This window comes from Novosphingobium sp. ZN18A2 (genome assembly GCF_036784765.1).
GTDB lineage: Bacteria > Pseudomonadota > Alphaproteobacteria > Sphingomonadales > Sphingomonadaceae > Novosphingobium.
On the sequence record NZ_CP136651.1, the window covers coordinates 2,609,013 to 2,626,876 of the forward strand.

15 protein-coding genes, 1 tRNA gene and 1 other RNA gene are annotated in these 17,864 nt (G+C 64.1%); 4 read left to right on the forward strand and 13 right to left on the reverse strand.

Going from position 1 to position 17,864, the window contains the following annotated elements:
* Nucleotides 1–61 precede the first annotated feature (61 nt).
* The 3 genes from RXV95_RS12480 to RXV95_RS12490 form a co-directional block, all read right to left on the reverse strand.
* Nucleotides 62–718, reverse strand: a complete 657-nt coding sequence (locus RXV95_RS12480; protein WP_338466368.1) for a hypothetical protein — start codon at nt 716–718, stop codon at nt 62–64.
* Complete coding sequence (locus tag RXV95_RS12485) at nt 715–1,944, reverse strand: tyrosine-type recombinase/integrase (protein WP_338466369.1); 1,230 nt, start codon at nt 1,942–1,944, stop codon at nt 715–717. Before RXV95_RS12485 ends, RXV95_RS12480 begins: the two co-directional genes overlap by 4 nt.
* 196 nt (nt 1,945–2,140) lie before the next feature.
* Nucleotides 2,141–2,226 (reverse strand) — tRNA-Tyr (locus tag RXV95_RS12490).
* Nucleotides 2,227–2,429: 203 nt separating this feature from the next.
* Here RXV95_RS12490 and rlmB point away from each other — a divergent pair.
* Nucleotides 2,430–3,254, forward strand: coding sequence for a 23S rRNA (guanosine(2251)-2'-O)-methyltransferase RlmB (gene rlmB / locus RXV95_RS12495; protein WP_338466370.1), 825 nt, complete (start codon nt 2,430–2,432; stop codon nt 3,252–3,254).
* A gap of 38 nt (nt 3,255–3,292) precedes the next feature.
* The gene (locus RXV95_RS12500; protein WP_338466372.1) at nt 3,293–4,111 is read left to right on the forward strand and encodes a hypothetical protein; all 819 of its coding nucleotides are present in this window, start codon (nt 3,293–3,295) and stop codon (nt 4,109–4,111) included.
* Between the two features lie 145 nt (nt 4,112–4,256).
* Here the strand turns inward: RXV95_RS12500 and RXV95_RS12505 are convergent, their stop codons facing one another.
* From RXV95_RS12505 to hrpB, 8 genes are all read right to left on the reverse strand, one after another.
* Nucleotides 4,257–4,529 (reverse strand): HU family DNA-binding protein, encoded by a 273-nt coding sequence (locus tag RXV95_RS12505; protein ID WP_338466373.1) that lies wholly within the window; start codon nt 4,527–4,529, stop codon nt 4,257–4,259.
* A gap of 267 nt (nt 4,530–4,796) precedes the next feature.
* Nucleotides 4,797–7,190: an endopeptidase La gene (gene lon / locus RXV95_RS12510; RefSeq protein ID WP_338466374.1), complete on the reverse strand. Its 2,394-nt coding sequence runs from the start codon at nt 7,188–7,190 to the stop codon at nt 4,797–4,799.
* 230 nt (nt 7,191–7,420) lie between these two features.
* Nucleotides 7,421–7,846, reverse strand: a complete 426-nt coding sequence (locus RXV95_RS12515) for a DsrE family protein (protein ID WP_338466375.1) — start codon at nt 7,844–7,846, stop codon at nt 7,421–7,423.
* A 46-nt stretch (nt 7,847–7,892) separates the two neighbouring features.
* On the reverse strand, nt 7,893–8,228 hold the full coding sequence (locus RXV95_RS12520; RefSeq protein ID WP_338466376.1) for a YbaB/EbfC family nucleoid-associated protein: 336 nt from the start codon (nt 8,226–8,228) through the stop codon (nt 7,893–7,895).
* Nucleotides 8,225–10,081 carry a DNA polymerase III subunit gamma/tau gene (locus RXV95_RS12525; RefSeq protein WP_338466377.1) on the reverse strand — a complete coding sequence of 619 codons (1,857 nt, stop codon included), beginning with the start codon at nt 10,079–10,081 and terminating at the stop codon, nt 8,225–8,227. Before RXV95_RS12525 ends, RXV95_RS12520 begins: the two co-directional genes overlap by 4 nt.
* 176 nt (nt 10,082–10,257) lie before the next feature.
* An RNA gene (gene ffs, locus RXV95_RS12530) (signal recognition particle sRNA small type) lies at nt 10,258–10,354 on the reverse strand.
* Between the two features lie 75 nt (nt 10,355–10,429).
* Nucleotides 10,430–10,708, reverse strand: coding sequence for an ETC complex I subunit (locus RXV95_RS12535; RefSeq protein WP_338466378.1), 279 nt, complete (start codon nt 10,706–10,708; stop codon nt 10,430–10,432).
* A gap of 48 nt (nt 10,709–10,756) precedes the next feature.
* Nucleotides 10,757–13,234, reverse strand: coding sequence for an ATP-dependent helicase HrpB (hrpB, locus tag RXV95_RS12540; protein ID WP_338468561.1), 2,478 nt, complete (start codon nt 13,232–13,234; stop codon nt 10,757–10,759).
* A gap of 85 nt (nt 13,235–13,319) precedes the next feature.
* On the opposite strand from hrpB, the gene RXV95_RS12545 reads away from it, so the two are divergent.
* Nucleotides 13,320–13,580 carry a hypothetical protein gene (locus tag RXV95_RS12545; protein WP_338466379.1) on the forward strand — a complete coding sequence of 87 codons (261 nt, stop codon included), beginning with the start codon at nt 13,320–13,322 and terminating at the stop codon, nt 13,578–13,580.
* 31 nt (nt 13,581–13,611) lie between these two features.
* Here RXV95_RS12545 and RXV95_RS12550 read toward each other — a convergent pair whose 3' ends face one another.
* On the reverse strand, nt 13,612–14,628 hold the full coding sequence (locus tag RXV95_RS12550; protein WP_338466380.1) for an aldo/keto reductase: 1,017 nt from the start codon (nt 14,626–14,628) through the stop codon (nt 13,612–13,614).
* A 120-nt stretch (nt 14,629–14,748) separates the two neighbouring features.
* Complete coding sequence (locus tag RXV95_RS12555) at nt 14,749–16,893, reverse strand: EAL domain-containing protein (RefSeq protein ID WP_338466381.1); 2,145 nt, start codon at nt 16,891–16,893, stop codon at nt 14,749–14,751.
* 423 nt (nt 16,894–17,316) lie between these two features.
* On the opposite strand from RXV95_RS12555, the gene RXV95_RS12560 reads away from it, so the two are divergent.
* The gene (locus RXV95_RS12560; protein ID WP_338466382.1) at nt 17,317–17,748 is read left to right on the forward strand and encodes a hypothetical protein; all 432 of its coding nucleotides are present in this window, start codon (nt 17,317–17,319) and stop codon (nt 17,746–17,748) included.
* The last annotated feature ends 116 nt before the right edge of the window (nt 17,749–17,864 follow it).

Below are 17,864 nucleotides of genomic sequence, written 5' to 3' on the forward strand. Positions count from 1 at the left end.
GGAATTGCACGGCATCGCGGAATGGTGGTGGAGACATGAGTGCCTAAATAGGCGTCACGATTTACATGGTGTTCTGATTGGATTTTGGACGCCCAGACTTGTCGCGCCCATACCTTGGGGCCACCGTAGCCCACGCTCGGGCAAACCCTCTTGCGGAGAGCCGCGTGCCGAAATGCTCTTTCGCCTGGGCAGCGAATGACGGCTTCCTTCTATTCCTTGAAGAATCGGCAGCGAATTGCTCGACCAGCCACACTTCACATTCACGCTCCGCCTTGCTGGTAGCGCGACTGGACGCTGCGCGAAGCTTGTCCAAGTCATCGCGATCAACGCTGACCTCATCAAAGCCACCGTCAATGGCCTCCGCCTTAAAGGTGACATCAAACTCATCGCCGCTGCAGTGGCCGGGCCGCAATGCGTCACGGAGATGTGCGAACAGACGATTATGAAGGCATTCGGCATCAGTTAATCGCCTCGGCGCTCCTAGGAGCGGATCCAAGCCCGTCGATTGCGTAATTGGCCTTCCCCAAATCCTTACTTCACCCTTGTAGCCCGCGTCGCAATGGATATTCACGGCTTCATGTAACTTTTTCAGAGCGATGGTCGAGCCGCCCCAGCGCTGAGTGTTTAAAGCATCTGATATCATCGCTGCGGGCGTCGGATCGCTGAATGCCAACGCGGTAATCGCTTCCGAAAGCGAGCAAGTTGCTGGGCCGCTCATTTGCCGCACCCAGCCTTGCTGATCGGCACGACCTTACCGCTGCCAGAAACTCCGCCGACGCAGTAGCCCCCCCAGTCCGCCATAAGCTTCACGCGCTGCCCCGGCTGGCCGGGAGTGCCGAGGTAGGTAGTCCGGCGATAGGCGGCTTGCACCGCGTCGGGGGTCTTATGAGCAAGCACAGCTTCAACCACAGCGTCAGGATAACCTTCGTTGGCAGCCCAGTCCGTAAGCGATGAGCGGAACCCGTGCACATGGTAAGGCTCGCTCATGTCGCGGAGCACCTTGAGCAGCGTCATGTCTGACATGGGATCGCCACCCGCACCGGGAAAAACCACGTCCGCCCCCTCAAGCTTCAAGGCGGCTGCCTTCGCCAACACAGCCAACGCCGCGTCGGACAATGGGACCATGTGCGCCTTCTTCCGCTTCATGTGAGCGGCGGGAATAGTCCACAGTCGCGCTTCGAGGTCAAACTCATCCCAAGTCGCCAGCCGCACCTCTTGGCTGCGCACCCCCGTCAGAACGAGCAACTCAAGTGCCAGTCGTCCGTATGAGGGTCTGCGACGCAAGGCTGTGAGAAAGCCCGGCACAGCGACATAGGGCATTGCTTTGCGATTCTCCCGCTCCTTCACTTGTCGAGGGAGACCACGCCCAGCCTTCAAGCTGCCATTGCCCGAAGGCGCTTCAGTTGAGCGCCAGCCCTTCGCATGGGCGTAGTCCAGCACTGCGCAAATTCGATTGCGCACCTGCCGGGCAGTTTCTGGAATTTCCTGCCAGATCGGCGTTAAAACCGTGATGATGTCAGCCGCTGTGATGCCTCCCGTGGGCACATTGCCCAGCTTGGCGAAGGCGTAATTCTCCAGACTGGCAAGCCACTGGCGAGCGTAGATTGCGCTCTTCCAGCCGGACTTGTTCTCCGCGTGATACTGGCATGCTGCCTCACGAAATGTCACCTTGGCGGCGGCCTCGTCCTTCTTCTCGGCCAGCACATCGCGGCGCTGCACCTTGACCGCCTTGCGAATCTCTCCGGCTTTATCGCGAGCTTCCGCCAGCGTCAGCATGCGAGCAGAGCCTAGCCCGATGTCCTGGCGCTTGCCATCGCGTTGGATTCGCACCGTCCATGACGCGCCGCCGCGCTTGTCCACTTTTAGGAACAGCCCGTCACCGTCCTGATAGCTGCCGGGATTCGCAAGAGCCGCCTTCACTGCAACCGCTGTTAGCTTACCCATGCCATACCCCCACACTTTCTCTGCCGATTCTTGGGGTCGACAGTGTGGGGGAAAGCCAATCGCCCCCCACACTTCTCCCACACCTCGCCTCGACAGCAGGCAGAATAGTGCGGGCACAGGCGAGCCTGCACGGCGAATATAGGCGGGGATTCACCGGATTTCTATGGCTTTCAGCGATTCTCAGCGAGGGCGGCGGTGGTGGACAGGGGTGGATTCGAACCACCGTACGCTTGCGCGGGCAGATTTACAGTCTGCTGCCTTTAACCACTCGGCCACCTGTCCACACCAGATTGCCGGTGCGAGGGCTGGGCCCTGAAATCGCAGCCCCCGAAAGGGGCCATCCGGCCGAGAGGCGGCCCCTTTGGCGAAGCATCGCTTGCCTGTCAATGGGGTGGCTGGCAGGAGGCGCGCGAAAGATTGCCGTGGCGCCATCGGTGGAGCCCGGACTCGATATCGCGACTCGATGACAGGAAAGGGTAAGCCACATGGCGGGCCGGGACGGTGAGAAGAAGGGACGCGCACTGCGCGGGCGCGCCGGGCGCAACCAGCACGGACGCGGATCGGGCGGACGCGGCACGGGCGGCGCGGTGCGCCTGTGGGGCCGTCACGCGGTGGAGGCGGCGCTGACCAACCCCAACCGCGACGCGAAAAAGCTGTGGGGCACGCGCGAGGCGATCCAGCAATTGCTGGACGATAACGACGCGGAACTGCCACCTGCGCTGCCGGTGGAATACGCACAGGGCGCGGACCTTGGCCGCCTTGTCGCGCGCGATGCACCGCATCAGGGCCTGGTTCTGGACGTGATGCCCCTGCCCGAACTTTCGCTCGATGACGTGCTGGATGAAGCCGATGGCCGCGTTCTGGTGCTGCTCGACCAGGTGACGGACCCGCACAACGTCGGCGCGATCCTGCGATCCTGCGCGGCCTTCGGCGCGGCGGCGCTGATCACGCAGGACCGCCATGCCCCGCCCGAATCGGGTGTTCTCGCCAAGTCGGCGTCGGGCGCGCTGGAAGTGGTGCCGTGGGTTCGCGTGGTGAACCTCGCCCGCGCGCTGGAGAAGATTTCCGAGGCAGGGTACTGGCGCATCGGACTGGACGGCGAAGGGCTGGCCGTGTTCCCCTCCGCCCTTCCCGCCGGCCCCGTCGCGCTTGTGCTCGGCGCCGAGGGAGAGGGTCTGCGGCACAACGTGGGCCAGCATTGTGACGCCATTGCGCGACTTCCGATCGAATCTGCGATAGAAAGCCTGAACGTATCGAACGCCGCGGCCATCGCTCTCTATGCGGCCGCGGTGCGCGAAACGGGGGAATAGCGCGCGGCCGCTTCGGCGACCGGCAAGGGGGGACAACGATGAAGCGGATTGCCACGATCGCGGTGACGGCGGGGCTTGCCCTGCTGCTGGCAGGATGCCTGCTGATGCCGGGCAAGTTCACGTCCGGGCTGGACCTGCGGAAGGACGGAACGTTCTCGTTCAGCTACCGGGGCGAGATCACGATGCTCGCCCTCAGCGACATTGCCGAGCAGGCCAAGAAGAAGGAAGACGGCAAGGCATCAAGCAAGAAGGACGCTGAAGAGAAGGCGATGATGGACGCCATGCTGGGAGGCATGGATCCCGGCGACCCCAAGGCATCGGCCGTTTTCGCGGAAAAGCTGCGCAAGCAGGCCGGTTTCCGGCAAGTGACCGACAAGGGGCACGGCGTGTTCGAGGTCGATTATGCGATCTCCGGCCGGCTCGACCATGATTTCACCTTCCCCTCGATCGAGCAGATGCCGATGGTGACGCCGTTCGTTGCGGTCTATCGCCATGCTGACGGCACGGTCCGCGTCGAAACGCCTGCGTTCTCGCCATCGGCCGGAGGCGGGCCGTTCATGGCGATGATGCTCGCTTCGGCAAAGAACAAGGCCGCGAAGAACGCCGCCAAGGACGATGCCGGAGCGGATGAGGCTACGAACGGCGATAATGCTGATGGCGCGATGGCCGATGCCGGCGGTCCGGACGTTTCCATGCCCGAAATGGACGGCACGTTCGATATCGTGACCGACGGGCAAATACTTGCCAACAATACGGAAGAAGGGCCGCAAGCCGTAACCGGTGGCCGGAAACTGGGCTGGACGATCAACGCGCACACCACCGCGCCGCCGACCGCGCTGATCCGGCTGGGCGACTGATCCACAGCCAGCGCCAGCCCACGCCAAAAAACCGGCCCCATCGAGCGCCGGATACAAAAAGGCCGCCTTCGTCACACGGCGAAGGCGGCCTTTCCTGTTTCATTGCGCGCGGCGCACCCGATGCGCCGCCGCGAAAGACGCTGTCTTAGTTGACGGCGTCCTTCAGGCCCTTGCCGGCCTTGAACTTCGGCTGCGACGAAGCCTTGATCGACATCGGCTCGCCGGTGCGCGGGTTGCGGCCGGTCGAAGCCTTGCGCTTCGCGACCGAGAAGGTGCCGAAGCCGACCAGGCGGACTTCATCGCCCTTGCCGAGCGCCGAGGTAATCGCCTCGAAGACGCCTTCGACTGCCTTGGTGGCGTCACCCTTGGACAGGCCGCTCGAATCCGCGACCGCGCCGATAAGATCGTTCTTGTTCATTTGCTGAACCCCCTACCTTTTTTTGGGAACTGACTTGCGTTTTGAATCGCCTTTCGGGTGCGCGGGAAGAGAGCGGGTTTCGCATGGGCTGTCAAAGGCAAAAATGGCGCAAATCGGGGATTTATCCCCGATTCCGGCTCAATTCACGACGAACCGGGGACCGCGCGCAAAAAAATTGCAGCACAGCCCTCCGATTCGCGGGTTTCCTTGCGCTTGCAACCAAACAGGGTGAATCCGAAATTCACCCTGTCCCGCGCGGACGGACGATCAATGCGCGGTGGGCGAAGGCGCTCCCGGCCCGACATGCGGGGCCGGCTGGCTGGCAAGGTCGTCCGCCTCGGTCCACTCGATCGGTTCGATCGGCGCGGCCAGCGCGCGCGCCAGCACCTCGTCCACATGGCTGACCGGAACGATCTCCAGCCCTTCGCGGATGTTCTCGGGAATCTCGACCAGGTCCTTGCGGTTCTCTTCGGGGATCAGCACCGTCTTGATGCCCCCGCGCAGCGCCGCCAGCAGCTTTTCCTTCAACCCGCCGATCGGCAACACGCGCCCGCGCAGCGTAACCTCGCCGGTCATCGCCACGTCGGCACGCACCGGAATGCCCGACAGCGTTGAGACGATGGACGTTACCATGCCGATGCCCGCGCTCGGCCCGTCCTTGGGCACCGCACCTTCGGGCAGGTGGATATGGATGTCCTTGCGCTGGAAGATCGAGGGCTTGATGCCATAGGCGGGCGCCCGCGCCTTCACGAAGCTGAAGGCAGCCTGCACGCTTTCGGTCATCACTTCGCCCAGCTTGCCGGTCGTCTTGATCCCGCCCTTGCCGGGCACGGTCACGCTTTCGATCGTCAGCAGTTCGCCGCCCACTTCGGTCCAGGCAAGGCCGGTAACGGCGCCGACCTGGTTTTCCTCTTCCCCCACACCGTGGCGGAAGCGGCGCACCCCGGCGTAATCGCCAAGGTTTTCCGGCGTGATGGTGACGCTTTCCACCTTCTTTTCCAGGATCGCGCGCAGCACCTTGCGGGCCAGCCGCGCGATTTCCCGTTCAAGCGTGCGGACGCCGGCTTCGCGGGTGTAATAGCGGATCAGGTCGCGAAGGCCCGCTTCGGTCAGTTCGAATTCGCCCTTCTTCAGGCCGTGCGCCTTCACCTGCTTGTCCACCAGGTGGCGCTGCGCGATCTCTACCTTCTCGTCTTCAGTATAGCCTTCCAGCCGGATGATCTCCATCCGGTCGAGCAATGGCTGCGGCAGGTTCAGGCTGTTCGCCGTGCACACGAACATCACGTCGGACAGGTCCATGTCCAGTTCCAGGTAATGGTCCTGAAACTTCGCGTTCTGTTCGGGGTCGAGCACTTCCAGAAGCGCCGAAGCGGGATCGCCGCGGAAGTCCTGTCCCAGCTTGTCGATCTCGTCCAGCAGGAACAGCGGGTTCATCGTGCCTGCCTTCTTCAGGTTGGTCACGATCTTGCCCGGCAAAGAACCGATATAGGTGCGGCGGTGGCCGCGAATCTCGGCCTCGTCGCGCACGCCGCCCAGCGATTGGCGCACGAACTGGCGCCCGGTCGCGTTGGCGATGGACTTGCCAAGGCTGGTCTTGCCCACGCCCGGAGGGCCGACGAGGCACAGGATCGGCCCCTTCAGCTTGTTGGTGCGCGCCTGCACGGCCAGATATTCGACGATGCGGTCCTTCACCTTGTCGAGCGCATAGTGATCGGCATCCAGCACTTCCTGCGCCTTGCCGATGTCCCTCTTCAGCTTGGACTTCTTGCCCCACGGCAGGCCCAGCAGCACGTCGAGGTAGTTGCGGATGACGGTTGCCTCCGCGCTCATCGGCTGCATCGACTTGAGCTTCTTCAGCTCTGTATTGGCCTTGGCGCGCGCTTCCTTCGAAAGCTTCAGCTTCTCGATCTTTTCCTGCAATTCCTGCAGTTCGTTGGCTTCGTCGCCATCGCCGCCGCCCAGCTCGTTCTGGATCGCCTTCAACTGTTCGTTGAGGTAATATTCGCGCTGGGTCTTTTCCATCTGCCGCTTCACGCGGCCGCGGATCTTGCGCTCCACCTGCAGCACGCCAAGCTCTCCTTCCATGAAGGAAAGCACCATCTCAAGCCGCTTGAGATGGTCCGTCTCGGTCAGCGCGGCCTGCTTTTCGGAAACCTTGGCGGCAAGGCTGGCGGCAACCGTGTCGGCCAGTTCGCCCGCGTCCTCTATATCGCCAAGCTGCTCGTCGATGTCCTGCGGCAGCTTCTTGGAAAGCTTGGCGTATTCGCCGAACTGTTCGACCACCTGGCGCATCGTCGCTTCAAGCTCGGCACCGGCCGGCGCGCTTTCCTCAACCGGCTCCACGCCGGCGACAACCAGGTCGCCTTCGGGGCGAAGATCGGCAAGGCGCGCGCGGCGCTGTCCTTCCACCAGCACGCGCACCGTGCCGTCCGGCAGCTTGAGAAGCTGGAGAACGGTGGCGACCACACCCATGTCGTAAAGGTCGTCACGCTCCGGATCGTCGCAGCCCGGATCGAGCTGGGCGAGCAGGAATATTTCCTTGTCGGCGGCCATCGCGGCCTCAAGCGCCGCGACCGACTTGGCGCGTCCGACGAACAGCGGCACGACGCGGCCGGGAAAGACCACAATGTCGCGCAAAGGAAGCAGTGGGTAGAGTTGCATATCATCCATTCCTTGGTCCGCAGGGCAGCGGGCAAACCGCGCCCGGCGGGAATCCTTTTCCCGAATATGGGGCTACCCACCCGCCTCCGCAATGGCGGGACGCGGACAGACTGTGCAAAGGCGCCGCAGGACGCCTTATCGAATGGATGCGGTAAACAAATGGAAAGCGGGCGCGCGATCGTCCCGAACCGGCGGGTTGGGGCGGATAATCCGGTCCAGTGCAACGCGGCCTATTCGACGATCAGCGCGTATCCTTCGATCTGAAGCGTCGCGAGCGTCGTCAACGCTGAAACGTCAATCCGCACACCATCAAGCAGTTGCGCGGGCTTGAAGCCCTGCCCCGCCAGCGCCTGGCTGCATACCGCAACCATGATACCGGCGGCGCGCAACGCCTCGACCTGCAACTGCGCGCAGGCCGCATCGCCCGATATGACCGACGGGACCGCCGCGCCATGCACGATCGCCACGATGTGGTTTCCGTCCGTCGCGCCGTGCTTTTCCAGCAGGTTGCAAAGGCGCGCGGCTTTGACCAGCCCGGCCGGCGGCTGTCCGCCCGAACCGGGCTGCGAAACAGACACGACCACGCGGTATTCATGGCCGGGATCGGGGGCATTCCCCGCGCCGGGAACATCGTGAACGGGTGCGAATTCGATCATTGCATCAACCTCCTGCCCGTCCCCGTATCTTGTATCGTGCCCGCTATCAGAACGGCATCTTGAAGCCCGGCGGGATACCGGCCGCGGATTGCACCTTCTCCATTTCCTCCGCCGATGCGGCATCGGCCTTGCCGCGCGCATCGTTGAACGCGGCGGCCACCAGGTCTTCCAGCATCTGCTTTTCGGATGGCTGCATCAGGCTGTCGTCAATCGACACGCCGACCACCCGGCCTTTCGCTGTGGCGCGGATTTTCACCATGCCGCCACCGGCGACGCCTTCCACCTCGATCTGGTCAAGGCGGCCCTGCGCCTCTTCCATCTGCTTCTGGATCGTCTGTGCGGCCTGCTGTGCCGCCTGGATCATTTCTTCCATCGATTTCATGCGCGTCGGCTCCAGGGAGTTACCGTGTTGTCGTCGGGACGGCCTTCATCGACCAGTTCCGCATCGGGAAAAGCCTCGAAAGCCGCCTTTACAAGCGGATCGGCCAGCATGGCCGCGTGGGCGGACTGCTTCTCCGCCTCCTCGCGCTCGCGCAGGCTGGGCTGCGCATTGCCGGCGGAATGCTCAACCTGCCAGCGCGTGCCCGTCGCGCGCAGCAGCGCATCGCGCAGCTCGGGCGCGACGTCTTCGGAAAAGCCAGGGGCAAGCTGGTAGCGCAAGATACCCTCGCCGAGTTCGACGATACGCACCCAGTCGTGCATGATCTGCGAGACCCGCAGCAGCCCGGTGTGTTCCACCCGCCCGATCAGCGCCTGCCAGTCCACCGCCGCCGGGGCCGGGGCGGACGGTTGCGCAGGCGCGGCACCGCCGCCCTGTGCATCGCCGGCGGGCGCGGCGGGTGCGCGTGCGGCGATTTCCTCTATCCGCTTCACCAACTGGCCGGGGTCGGGCATGTCGGACGCGTGCATCACGCGCAACAGCGCCATCTGCGCGGCAGGCAGCGGATCGGGGGCGCCCTTCACCTCGTCGTGCCCTTTCAGCAGCAATTGCCACAGGCGGTGCAATTGCGCGGCCGAAAGATCGCGCGACCAGCCGTCAAGCGCATCGCGCTCCTCCGCGGATTTCGCATCGGCTCCGCTGCCGCCGATCTGCGCCACCGTGATACGGTGCACCAGATCGAGTTGCGCGCGCATCAGTGCCAGCGGCTCCACCCCCAGCGCATATTGCTGGCCGATCTCGTCAAGCAGAGCGCCGCCGTCGCCCCCCAGCAGGGCTTCGAACACGCGGCGCTGCATTGCCTTGTCGGCAAGGCCCAGCATGTCGCGCACCTGTTCGGCGGTCACGATGCCGCCGCCCGACATGTCCGCGTGGCTGATCGCCTGATCTAGGATCGAAAGACCGTCGCGCACAGAGCCTTCGGCGGCGGCGGAAACCATGCGCAGCGCCTCTTCCTCAGCCTCCACCCCTTCGGCCTTGCATACGCCGGCGAAGTGCTGTTGCAGCATTTCGGTGGGGATGCGGCGCAAGTCGAAACGCTGGCAGCGAGACAGCACCGTTACCGGCAGCTTTTCCACTTCCGTCGTCGCGAACAGGAACTTCACGTGCGCGGGCGGTTCCTCAAGCGTCTTCAGCAAGGCGTTGAACGCATTGCGCGACAGCATGTGGACTTCGTCGATGATGTAGATCTTGTAACGCGCCGAAACGGCGGCATAGCGCACCGCCTCGATAATCTCGCGCACGTCGTCGACGCCGGTGTGCGAGGCCGCGTCCATCTCGATCACATCGATATGGCGGCCTTCGGCGATGGCGCGGCATGGTTCGCAAACGCCGCACGGGTCGATCGTCGGGCCGCCTTCACCATCCGGCCCAATGCAATTGAGCGCCTTGGCGATCAGCCGCGCGGTCGACGTCTTGCCCACCCCGCGAACGCCGGTCATCAGGAAAGCGTGGGCCAGCCGGTCGCGCCTGATCGCGTTGGCCAGCGTCTGGACCATCGCTTCCTGCCCGATCAACTGGGAAAAGGTTTGCGGACGGTACTTGCGCGCCAGCACGCGGTAAGGCTGCGCAGGCGCGGCGGCAGCGGGCTCGGCGGGGGCAGCGACGGGTTCCGGTGAAGGCGCAGCTTGTGCGGACGGCTCGGGCGCGGCGACCGGTGACGGATTCGGCGGCGGCGCATCTGCCGGTGCGCCGAACATCGATTCCTGTCCTTCAGCCTCAAGCTCGGCCGCGCTGGGGCGCGGCGTTTCGCCCTCGCCTTCCGGCCCACCGCCAAAAATGTCGTCTGAATCGCCCATCGGTCAGATAGGTAGTCACTCACTGCCCGAATGTCGAAGGCTATCGGGTATAAGCGGGTGATACGCACACGGCACCGGCCCGCTCTCCCACCCGAGCTTACGCTAGTAGTATTGGGAGGTCGGGTGGGGGAGCGGGCTGGTGCCGCAAGCACTCGACGGATGTCGAGGGCGCACCATCGAAAAGGAGCCGGCCGACCCGCCGCAACCCGTTGTGGCTGCTTCCTTCCGGACCTGACCAGGTTGGCGGACGCAAGCGCCCGACCGACTCCCGGCGCGCCATATGGCGGCCGATCCGGTATTTGGCAAGGGACAGTATCCGGCAACTGGCAGGCGCCGGCGCGCCCGCGATCAGCGGAAGTTGTCGGCGTAAGCCTGGATCTTCAGCCGGCGCGGCGGCGTGGGCTGGATATGCGCTTCGATGCCATAGCGATCGGCATAGGCCTTCGCTTCGTCGCAGCTGCCGAACTTCAGCAAGACCTGCTGCTTCATGTCGCCCGATCCGGCCCAGCCCATCAGCGGGTCGGGGCGCTTGGCCTCCGCGGGTTCGAATTCAAGCAGCCAGTCGCTGGTCCGGGCCTTGCCGGACTGCATGGCATTCTTCGGGCGCTGGTAGATGCGTGCTGACATGGCCCACGCGATTGCTTCGAATCGCTGCGGGAATCAAGAGCGGATGCGCTATTTTCGTCCCGCTTCGAACGCGTTCTTCGTTTTCAGGCTGGGATCTTCACGCCAGGGCTCGTCCGGCCAGCGGTGCTTGGGATAGCGGCCCTTCATGTCCTTCGCCACATCTCGCCACGATCCGCGCCAGAAGGCGGGCAGGTCCGCCGTGGTCTGGATCGGGCGACCGGCCGGGCTGGTAAGGCTGAGCAGAAGCGGGCGCGCGGGCTGTCCGATCGTCGGGTGCCGGTCCATCCCGAACAATGCCTGCACGCGCAGTTCCACCGCCGGTCCGCCTTCGTGCCCGTAATCGATCCGGTGCGCCGTGCCCGCCGGAGAGCGGAACTCCGCCGGGGCCAGCGTGTCGAGTTGTTGGCGCGCGTTCCAGTCCAGGCGGTTCATCAGGGCGTCGTGCAGTTTGCCCGCACCGATTCCCAGATCGCGCCGCCCGGACAGCAGCGGCGCCAACCATTCGTCCAGGCTATCCAGCAAGGCTTTTTCCGAAAGGGCACCCAGCCCGGCATAGCTGGCCCGTTCAAACAGTGCCTGCGCGCCCTCGCCCAGCGGCAAGGCAGCCAGTCCTTCGCGCCGCACGCGATCCATCAGCATGGCTTCGACTTGCGACGCGTCAGGCGAGGGATCGGGCACACGGGCCAGCACGATTGCGCCAAGCCGCCGTTCCAGCCGCGCCTCGACCCGCGCGGCCTCTTCATTCCAGTTGACCACGTGGCATTCATCCAGCCGATGCGAAAGCCAACGCGCGATATCGTCTTCCTCCAGCGCCAGCGCCGCCATGATCCGCGCGCCCTGGGCGGTGCCCTGGGCATCGCCGATCACCAGCCACTTCGCGCCTGCCAGCGGCGATGCGGGGTCGAGCCGGTAACCGCGCCCGCCCGCCGCATGCCATTCCTCGCCGGAAGCCGATCGCGCCCGCGCGATCCGGTCCGGAAACGCTTCGGCAAGAAGCACAGCCAGCGGCGGCGCGCCCGCATCATGCGTTCGCCCGTCGTCAGTTTCATGGCGACCGGAGGCAATCGACTTTTCCGCCAGACCGGCCCAGCGCGCGGCCAGTTTGCGAGAGGATTCCGCGCGGCTGCCTCGCTCTCCCTGCCATCGGTCCATCCGGCGCGCCAGGTCTTCCCCGCGCCCGCCCAGTCCGCGTTCCTGCAAAAGCAGCGCCAGTTTCGCAGCCTCGCCCGCGGCGCCCCGCTCCACCGCGAACAGCAGCATATGCGCAAGCGCCGGCTCCATCGGCAGGCGCGCCATCGCGCGGCCATGCGCGGTGATCCTGCCCTCGCCATCTAGCGCGCCCAGCGCCGCAAGCTGCCCGCGCGCCGCCGCCTTTGCCGGTGCCGGAGGCGGATCGAGCCATGCGAGCGCCGATGCATCGTCGCTGCCCCATTGCGCCAGCGTCAGTGCCAGTGGCGCAAGGTCCGCGGTCAGCACTTCGGGCGGATCGAAAGCGGGGCGACCGGGATGCGCGGCTTCTTCCCACAACCGATAGGCCACGCCCGGCCCTTGCCGGGCCGCGCGGCCCGCGCGCTGCGCGGCGGCGGCCTGCGATGCGCGCGTTGTAACAAGCCGCGTAACGCCCGCCGCCTTGTCAAATTCCGCCCGGCGCGAAAGGCCCGCATCGACCACCACCGAAACGCCGTCCAGCGTCAGCGAGGTTTCGGCTATCGCGGTTGCCAGCACGATGCGTCGCCGGCCTTGCGGATCGCGCCGGATCGCGGCGCGCTGGCCCGCCGGATCGACCTGCCCGTGTAACGGCAGCACAAGCGCCTGCGGCAGCCGCTGTTCCAGTATTTCGCGTGTCCGCTCAATCTCTCTGACGCCCGGCAGGAAGGCAAGTATGTCACCTTCCTCTTCCCGCCATGCGCGCCCGGTCGCCTGCGCCACCGCCTCTTCGGTGCGCAAGGTTGGCGACGCGCCCAGCCAGCGGATCGCAAGCGGATACGCCTTGCCCTCGCTTTCGATCACCGGCGCGTCATTCATAAGCCGCGCGAAGCGCGCACCGTCGATGGTGGCGCTCATCACCACGATTCTCAGGTCTTCGCGCAGCACCGATTGCGCCTCTATCGCCAGCGCCAGGCCCAGGTCCGAATCGAGGTGGCGTTCGTGCGCTTCGTCGAACAGCACGGCGGAGATACTCGCCAGGTCGGGATCGTTGAGGATGGTCGATACGAAGATCGCCTCCGTCATCACCAGCACGCGCGTTCTGGCAGACCGTTTCGTATCCAGCCGGGTGAGGTAGCCGATCGTCTCTCCCGGTGTTTCGCCCAGCAGGTCCGCCATGCGTTCCGCCGCCGCGCCGGCCGCCACGCGGCGCGGCGAAAGCAGGATCACGGTGCCGGTGCACCAGTCCTGATCCAGCAGCGCGGGCGCGACAGACGTGGTCTTGCCTGCCCCCGGCGGCGCGACGAGCACCGCGCCTGAGCGCCTCCGCAGCGCGCCAAGCAGGTCTGGCAGCACGTCATGAATGGGAAGATCGTTCATCGGGCCGGCGGGCATTGCTGCCCTTTCCGACAGTTTCTTCCCGTCATCAACCAGTCGCTAACCAATTTCTGCGAGGGTGCCATGCATGAACGCGGACCTGTCCACCATCCTCGACGCCGTCCTGAAGTCGGCCATCATCGCCTTTGCGCTGAACGAAATACGCGGCGTGGTGCTGGCCGTGCCGATCCTTTACGGCATGTACGAAGCCGGCGGCACGATGATGGCGCTATGGCTGGGCTTTTGCTCGCTGGCGGGCGTGGCGCTGTCCGTGGCCGTACCGGCCTTTGCGGCAAAGAAGCTGGACCTTGCCGGAAGGCTGCGGCGGCGCCGCGAAAGCGCCGCCTGATCCATCGGCCCGACCAACGGGCGCCGGAACGTCATCCCATCGGGTACATGATCTCTTTCGACACCTTGTCGATTGCCTTCATCACATCGTCGGAAAGCTTCAGGTCGGCGGCGGCAAGGATATCGTCGACGTGTTCTTCCTTCGATACGCCGACGATGGTCGAAGCGACAAAGTCGTGCTGCTTCGACCAGGCGACCGCCATCGTCGCAAGGCTCATCCCCGCTTCCTTCGCGATTTCGGCATAGCGGTCCGTCGCCGCCAGCGACCGGTCGTTGACGAAGCGCCGTGCCATCGCCGCCTGACGCCCGCCAAGCTCAAGGTAGCGTGAAAAGCGTGCGCCTTCGGGCCTTGCGCCGTTGGCATATTTGCCGGTCAGCACCCCGCCGCCGATGGGCGAATAGGGAATGCAGCTTACGCCCTCTTCGCGGCAGACCTGCGCCAGTTCGTCTTCGAAGCGGCGGTTGTTCATGGAAAAGTTGTTCTGGATCGTCTGGTATCGCGCGGTGCCCAACCGTTCGGACGCGGCGATAGACTTCATCAGCCCCCAGCTCGTCTCGTTCGAACAACCCAGGATGCGCACCTTGCCCGCGCGCACCAGTTCGTCGAGCACCTCCATCGTCTCGTCATAGGCGGTACCGTGATCGGGCCAGTGCGTCTGGTAAAGGTCGATATAATCGGTGCCCAGCTTCTGCAGGCTCTCTTCCACGGCAACGGTAATGTTGCGCCGGTCGAGCGCGGTCATTCCGTTACGCTTGGGGCTGCGGAACCACACGTGGCTGGGACCGGAAACCTTGGTGGCGATCACCACCGCATCGCGCGGCTTTGTCTTGAGCCACTTGCCAACGATTTCCTCTGTACGCCCCACCCACTTCGCGTCAGGCGGGACGGGATAGCCCTCTGCCGTGTCGAAGAAATCGATCCCTTCGTCGAAACAGCGGTCGAGGATGCGCAGCGATGTTGCTTCGTCCACCTGACTGCCGAAGGTCATCGTACCCATGCAGATGTCGGAAACGACAATGGCGGATTTGCCCAGACGGCGACGTTGCATGGCGGATTCTCCCGATAGGTTCGTGATTTTGCGGGAGGGGTGCCGCGTGGCGCGCACGCGGTCAAGCCGGTTGCAACCAAAAACCTTAACACCGGGCCGCGAGCGGAACAGAATATGTCGTCAGACTTCCACCTCGAAGAACTTTCGCGGAGATCTGGATGCGCTCATCTGTTCGGCCAGAGGATAGGAACCGGCCGGCAGGGCCGCAAGCGGCATTCCGGCGGTCGCCAGCGCATAGGGCGAGACGCGGTGGCGGGTCATCAGCCCGTCGTTGCCGTCGCCGATCAGGGCAGTCTCGAACTTCAGCCCTTGCGCGGCTTCGGCGGCACGCACCACCTTGGAAACGGCGAGCTGCCCGCCGCCCAGGTCCAGGATCAGGTCCGTCCCTTCGGGCACGCCGGCAAGACCTTCTATCCATGCCCCGGTCCGCGAAAGGTTGCGCAGCATCGCCTTGTAATAATGGTCTTCGTGAATGACGCCGATCTTGCGGAAAAAGTTCATGCGTCCCGCGCGGTAACGCGGCGGCCCGGAGGGCGGAAACACGAAGTTTTCGGTGCCCGAACGTTCCATGATCGCGTCGTGCGTCAACGGCCGTGAATAGATATAGCCCTGGATCAGGTCCGCACCGCGCTCTGTCACAAGCGCCAGTTCGTCCATCGCTTCCACACCCTCGGCCACCGTTTCCATGCCCAGCGCCTTGGCCAGCGCCACGATGGCGGAAATGATCGCCGGGTTGGTTGTTCCACCCTCGGTGCAACCGTGCACGAAGCTCTGGTCGATCTTGATCTTGTCGAACGGCGCGCGATTGAGGTAGCCGAGCGAGGAATAGCCGGTGCCGAAATCGTCCATCACCAGGCGGACGCCCAGCCGCTTCAGCGCGGCGAAGGTCTTGTCCACCGCCTCCACGTCCCCCACGAAGACGCTTTCGGTGATTTCCAGGTCCAGCCTGTTCGGTTCCAACCCGCTGCCCGCCAGCGCGGCGGCGACGACTTTGGGGAAATCGGCGTTCATGAACTGCTTGGCCGAAACATTCACGGCAACGCGCAGCTGTGTGGGCCATTGCACGGCATCCTCGCACGCCTGTCTCAGCGCCCAGCCGCCAAGTTGCACGATCAGGTCCGTCTGCTCGGCAATCGGAATGAATTTGGCAGGCGAAACCGGCCGGCCGTCTTCCGGCTCCCAGCGCATCAGCGCCTCGAAAGCGTGCACCGTATGGTCGTGCGGACTGACGAGCGGCTGGTAGTTCATCCGCATTTCGCCCTTCACCAAGGCGTCGCGCAGGTTTTCCTCTATCCGGCTGTCCAGTTCCGCCGATTCCCGCAAGTCGGCGGTATAGAACCGGCAAAGGCCGCGCCCGCTGCCCTTTGCCGCGTAAAGCGCAAGGTCCGCCGCCGCGTTCAGCTCGTCGCTTTCCACCCCGTCGTAAGGCGCGATCGCGACGCCCACTGATGTGCCGACGATCGCACGCTTGCCGTTTATCGAATAAGGCTGCGAAATCATCTGGATGATCCGCCCGGCAAGCCCGGTAAGATCGCCGCGGTCGTCAATATCGGGAAGGATTATCTGGAACTCGTCGCCGCCAAGCCGCCCGATCTCGCCACGATCCTTGATCACGGTCTTCAAACGGTCCGCCACCTGCTTCAGCAATTCGTCGCCGGCAGGGTGTCCCAGCGTGTCATTTACCTGCTTGAACCGGTCAAGATCGAGCATCACCAGCGCACAACTGCGGCCAGCCCCCTTGCAAGCCGTCAGCATCGCCGAAAGGCGGCTTCCCATGCGGCGGCGGTTGGCAAGGCCTGTCAGCGGATCGAACTGCGAGTGCTGCGCGGCTTCCAGCTGACGACCATATTCGGCGGTGATATCTATCGAACTGCCGCGATAGCCGCAGAACCGGTCATTCCCATCCTTGTATGGCTTGCCCGACACGCGCCACCACCGGGTCTGCCGCTGTCCCGTTTCGTCGTCACCGGCCACATCGACCCGGACGATCATGTTGTCGAAGCGCGAATGCGAACGCAGCTGGAAGCCGAGTGTGCGCTGCGCCTCTTCGCCGTTCGCCTGCTGCACTTCGCTGAATATTTCCACCAGCGGACGGCCGATCAACGATTCCCCACCGCCGCCCAGCGCATCGAGCGCCTTCGCCGACAGGTAGACAAGGCGCCCTTCCTCGTCCGTCGCCCAGAACGAGCCGACCCCCACCGCTTCGACCTGGCCAAGGATATCGGTTCGCGAGACTGTCGATCCGCCAACGGCGATATCCTGCAACCTCTTTGTCTTTTTCGCCCAGAATCCCATTCACGCGACCTTGCCCGACGCCAGCCGTGGGGCCATCTTTGCTCCCGCGACAGGCAACTGTATTTTCAAGACGAGCAAATAGCCGAAGCAGGTTTGATTTCGGTTAACGCAGCGCTTTCCGTTTTTTCTGAAACTTATTTATTTTCAAATTTTTAGCAGATAAATTGACTACGATTTGATCCACTTTGGGCAGGAAACTTCGCCTACACCCAATGGTCGGCAGTAAACGGCGCAAAGTCGGCCTTTTCACCCATTGTGGCAGGAATTACTTTTCACGGCAGTATTACCCCGCCCCATCGGAGGGGAACGCAAATTGCGCCGGGCCGTTTACTTGTGCGACGCACAGCAGCGTCCGTCCTGCGCGTGGGTCAGTAAAAAGGGTATAGCGCATTCATGACAAACACCATTCGCCTGTCGCTTGCCTTGATGGCCCTGCCGATGGCCAGCATACCGCCGTACGCCTTGGCCGAAACCGCGGGCCAGCCGATCCGGTACCAAGGCGTTTGCGATTACAATCCGGCGATCGTGCAAAAATTTCCCACGACCGACGGCTTTGTGCGCTGCGACGCCCTTTCGATCAGCCGCAGCAACGGACAATCCGTCATTTCCTATGAACGCACGCCACAGGGCAAGCGGATCGCGTTCCATGGCAAGCTGGAAGGCGACCATATGGCAATATCGCGCGTATGGCTTGATGACCGGATGCTGGACGGACGCGGCAAATGCACGATCTATCGCGATGGTGACGGGCTGGTTTCAATCGTGACCTGCATCGGCCAGGCGGGACAAACGCCGCTGGCCGCAAACTTCCGCGTGCTGCGATGAAACGGACAAATCGCGAATCCAAGCCCACGGCGCGCTGGTAAGAGCGGGCGAATGGGCTGGCTGCTTTCGTCGCGACAAGGGGAGCAGTAAGGAAAGCCCCCTCCACCCTGTTGCCG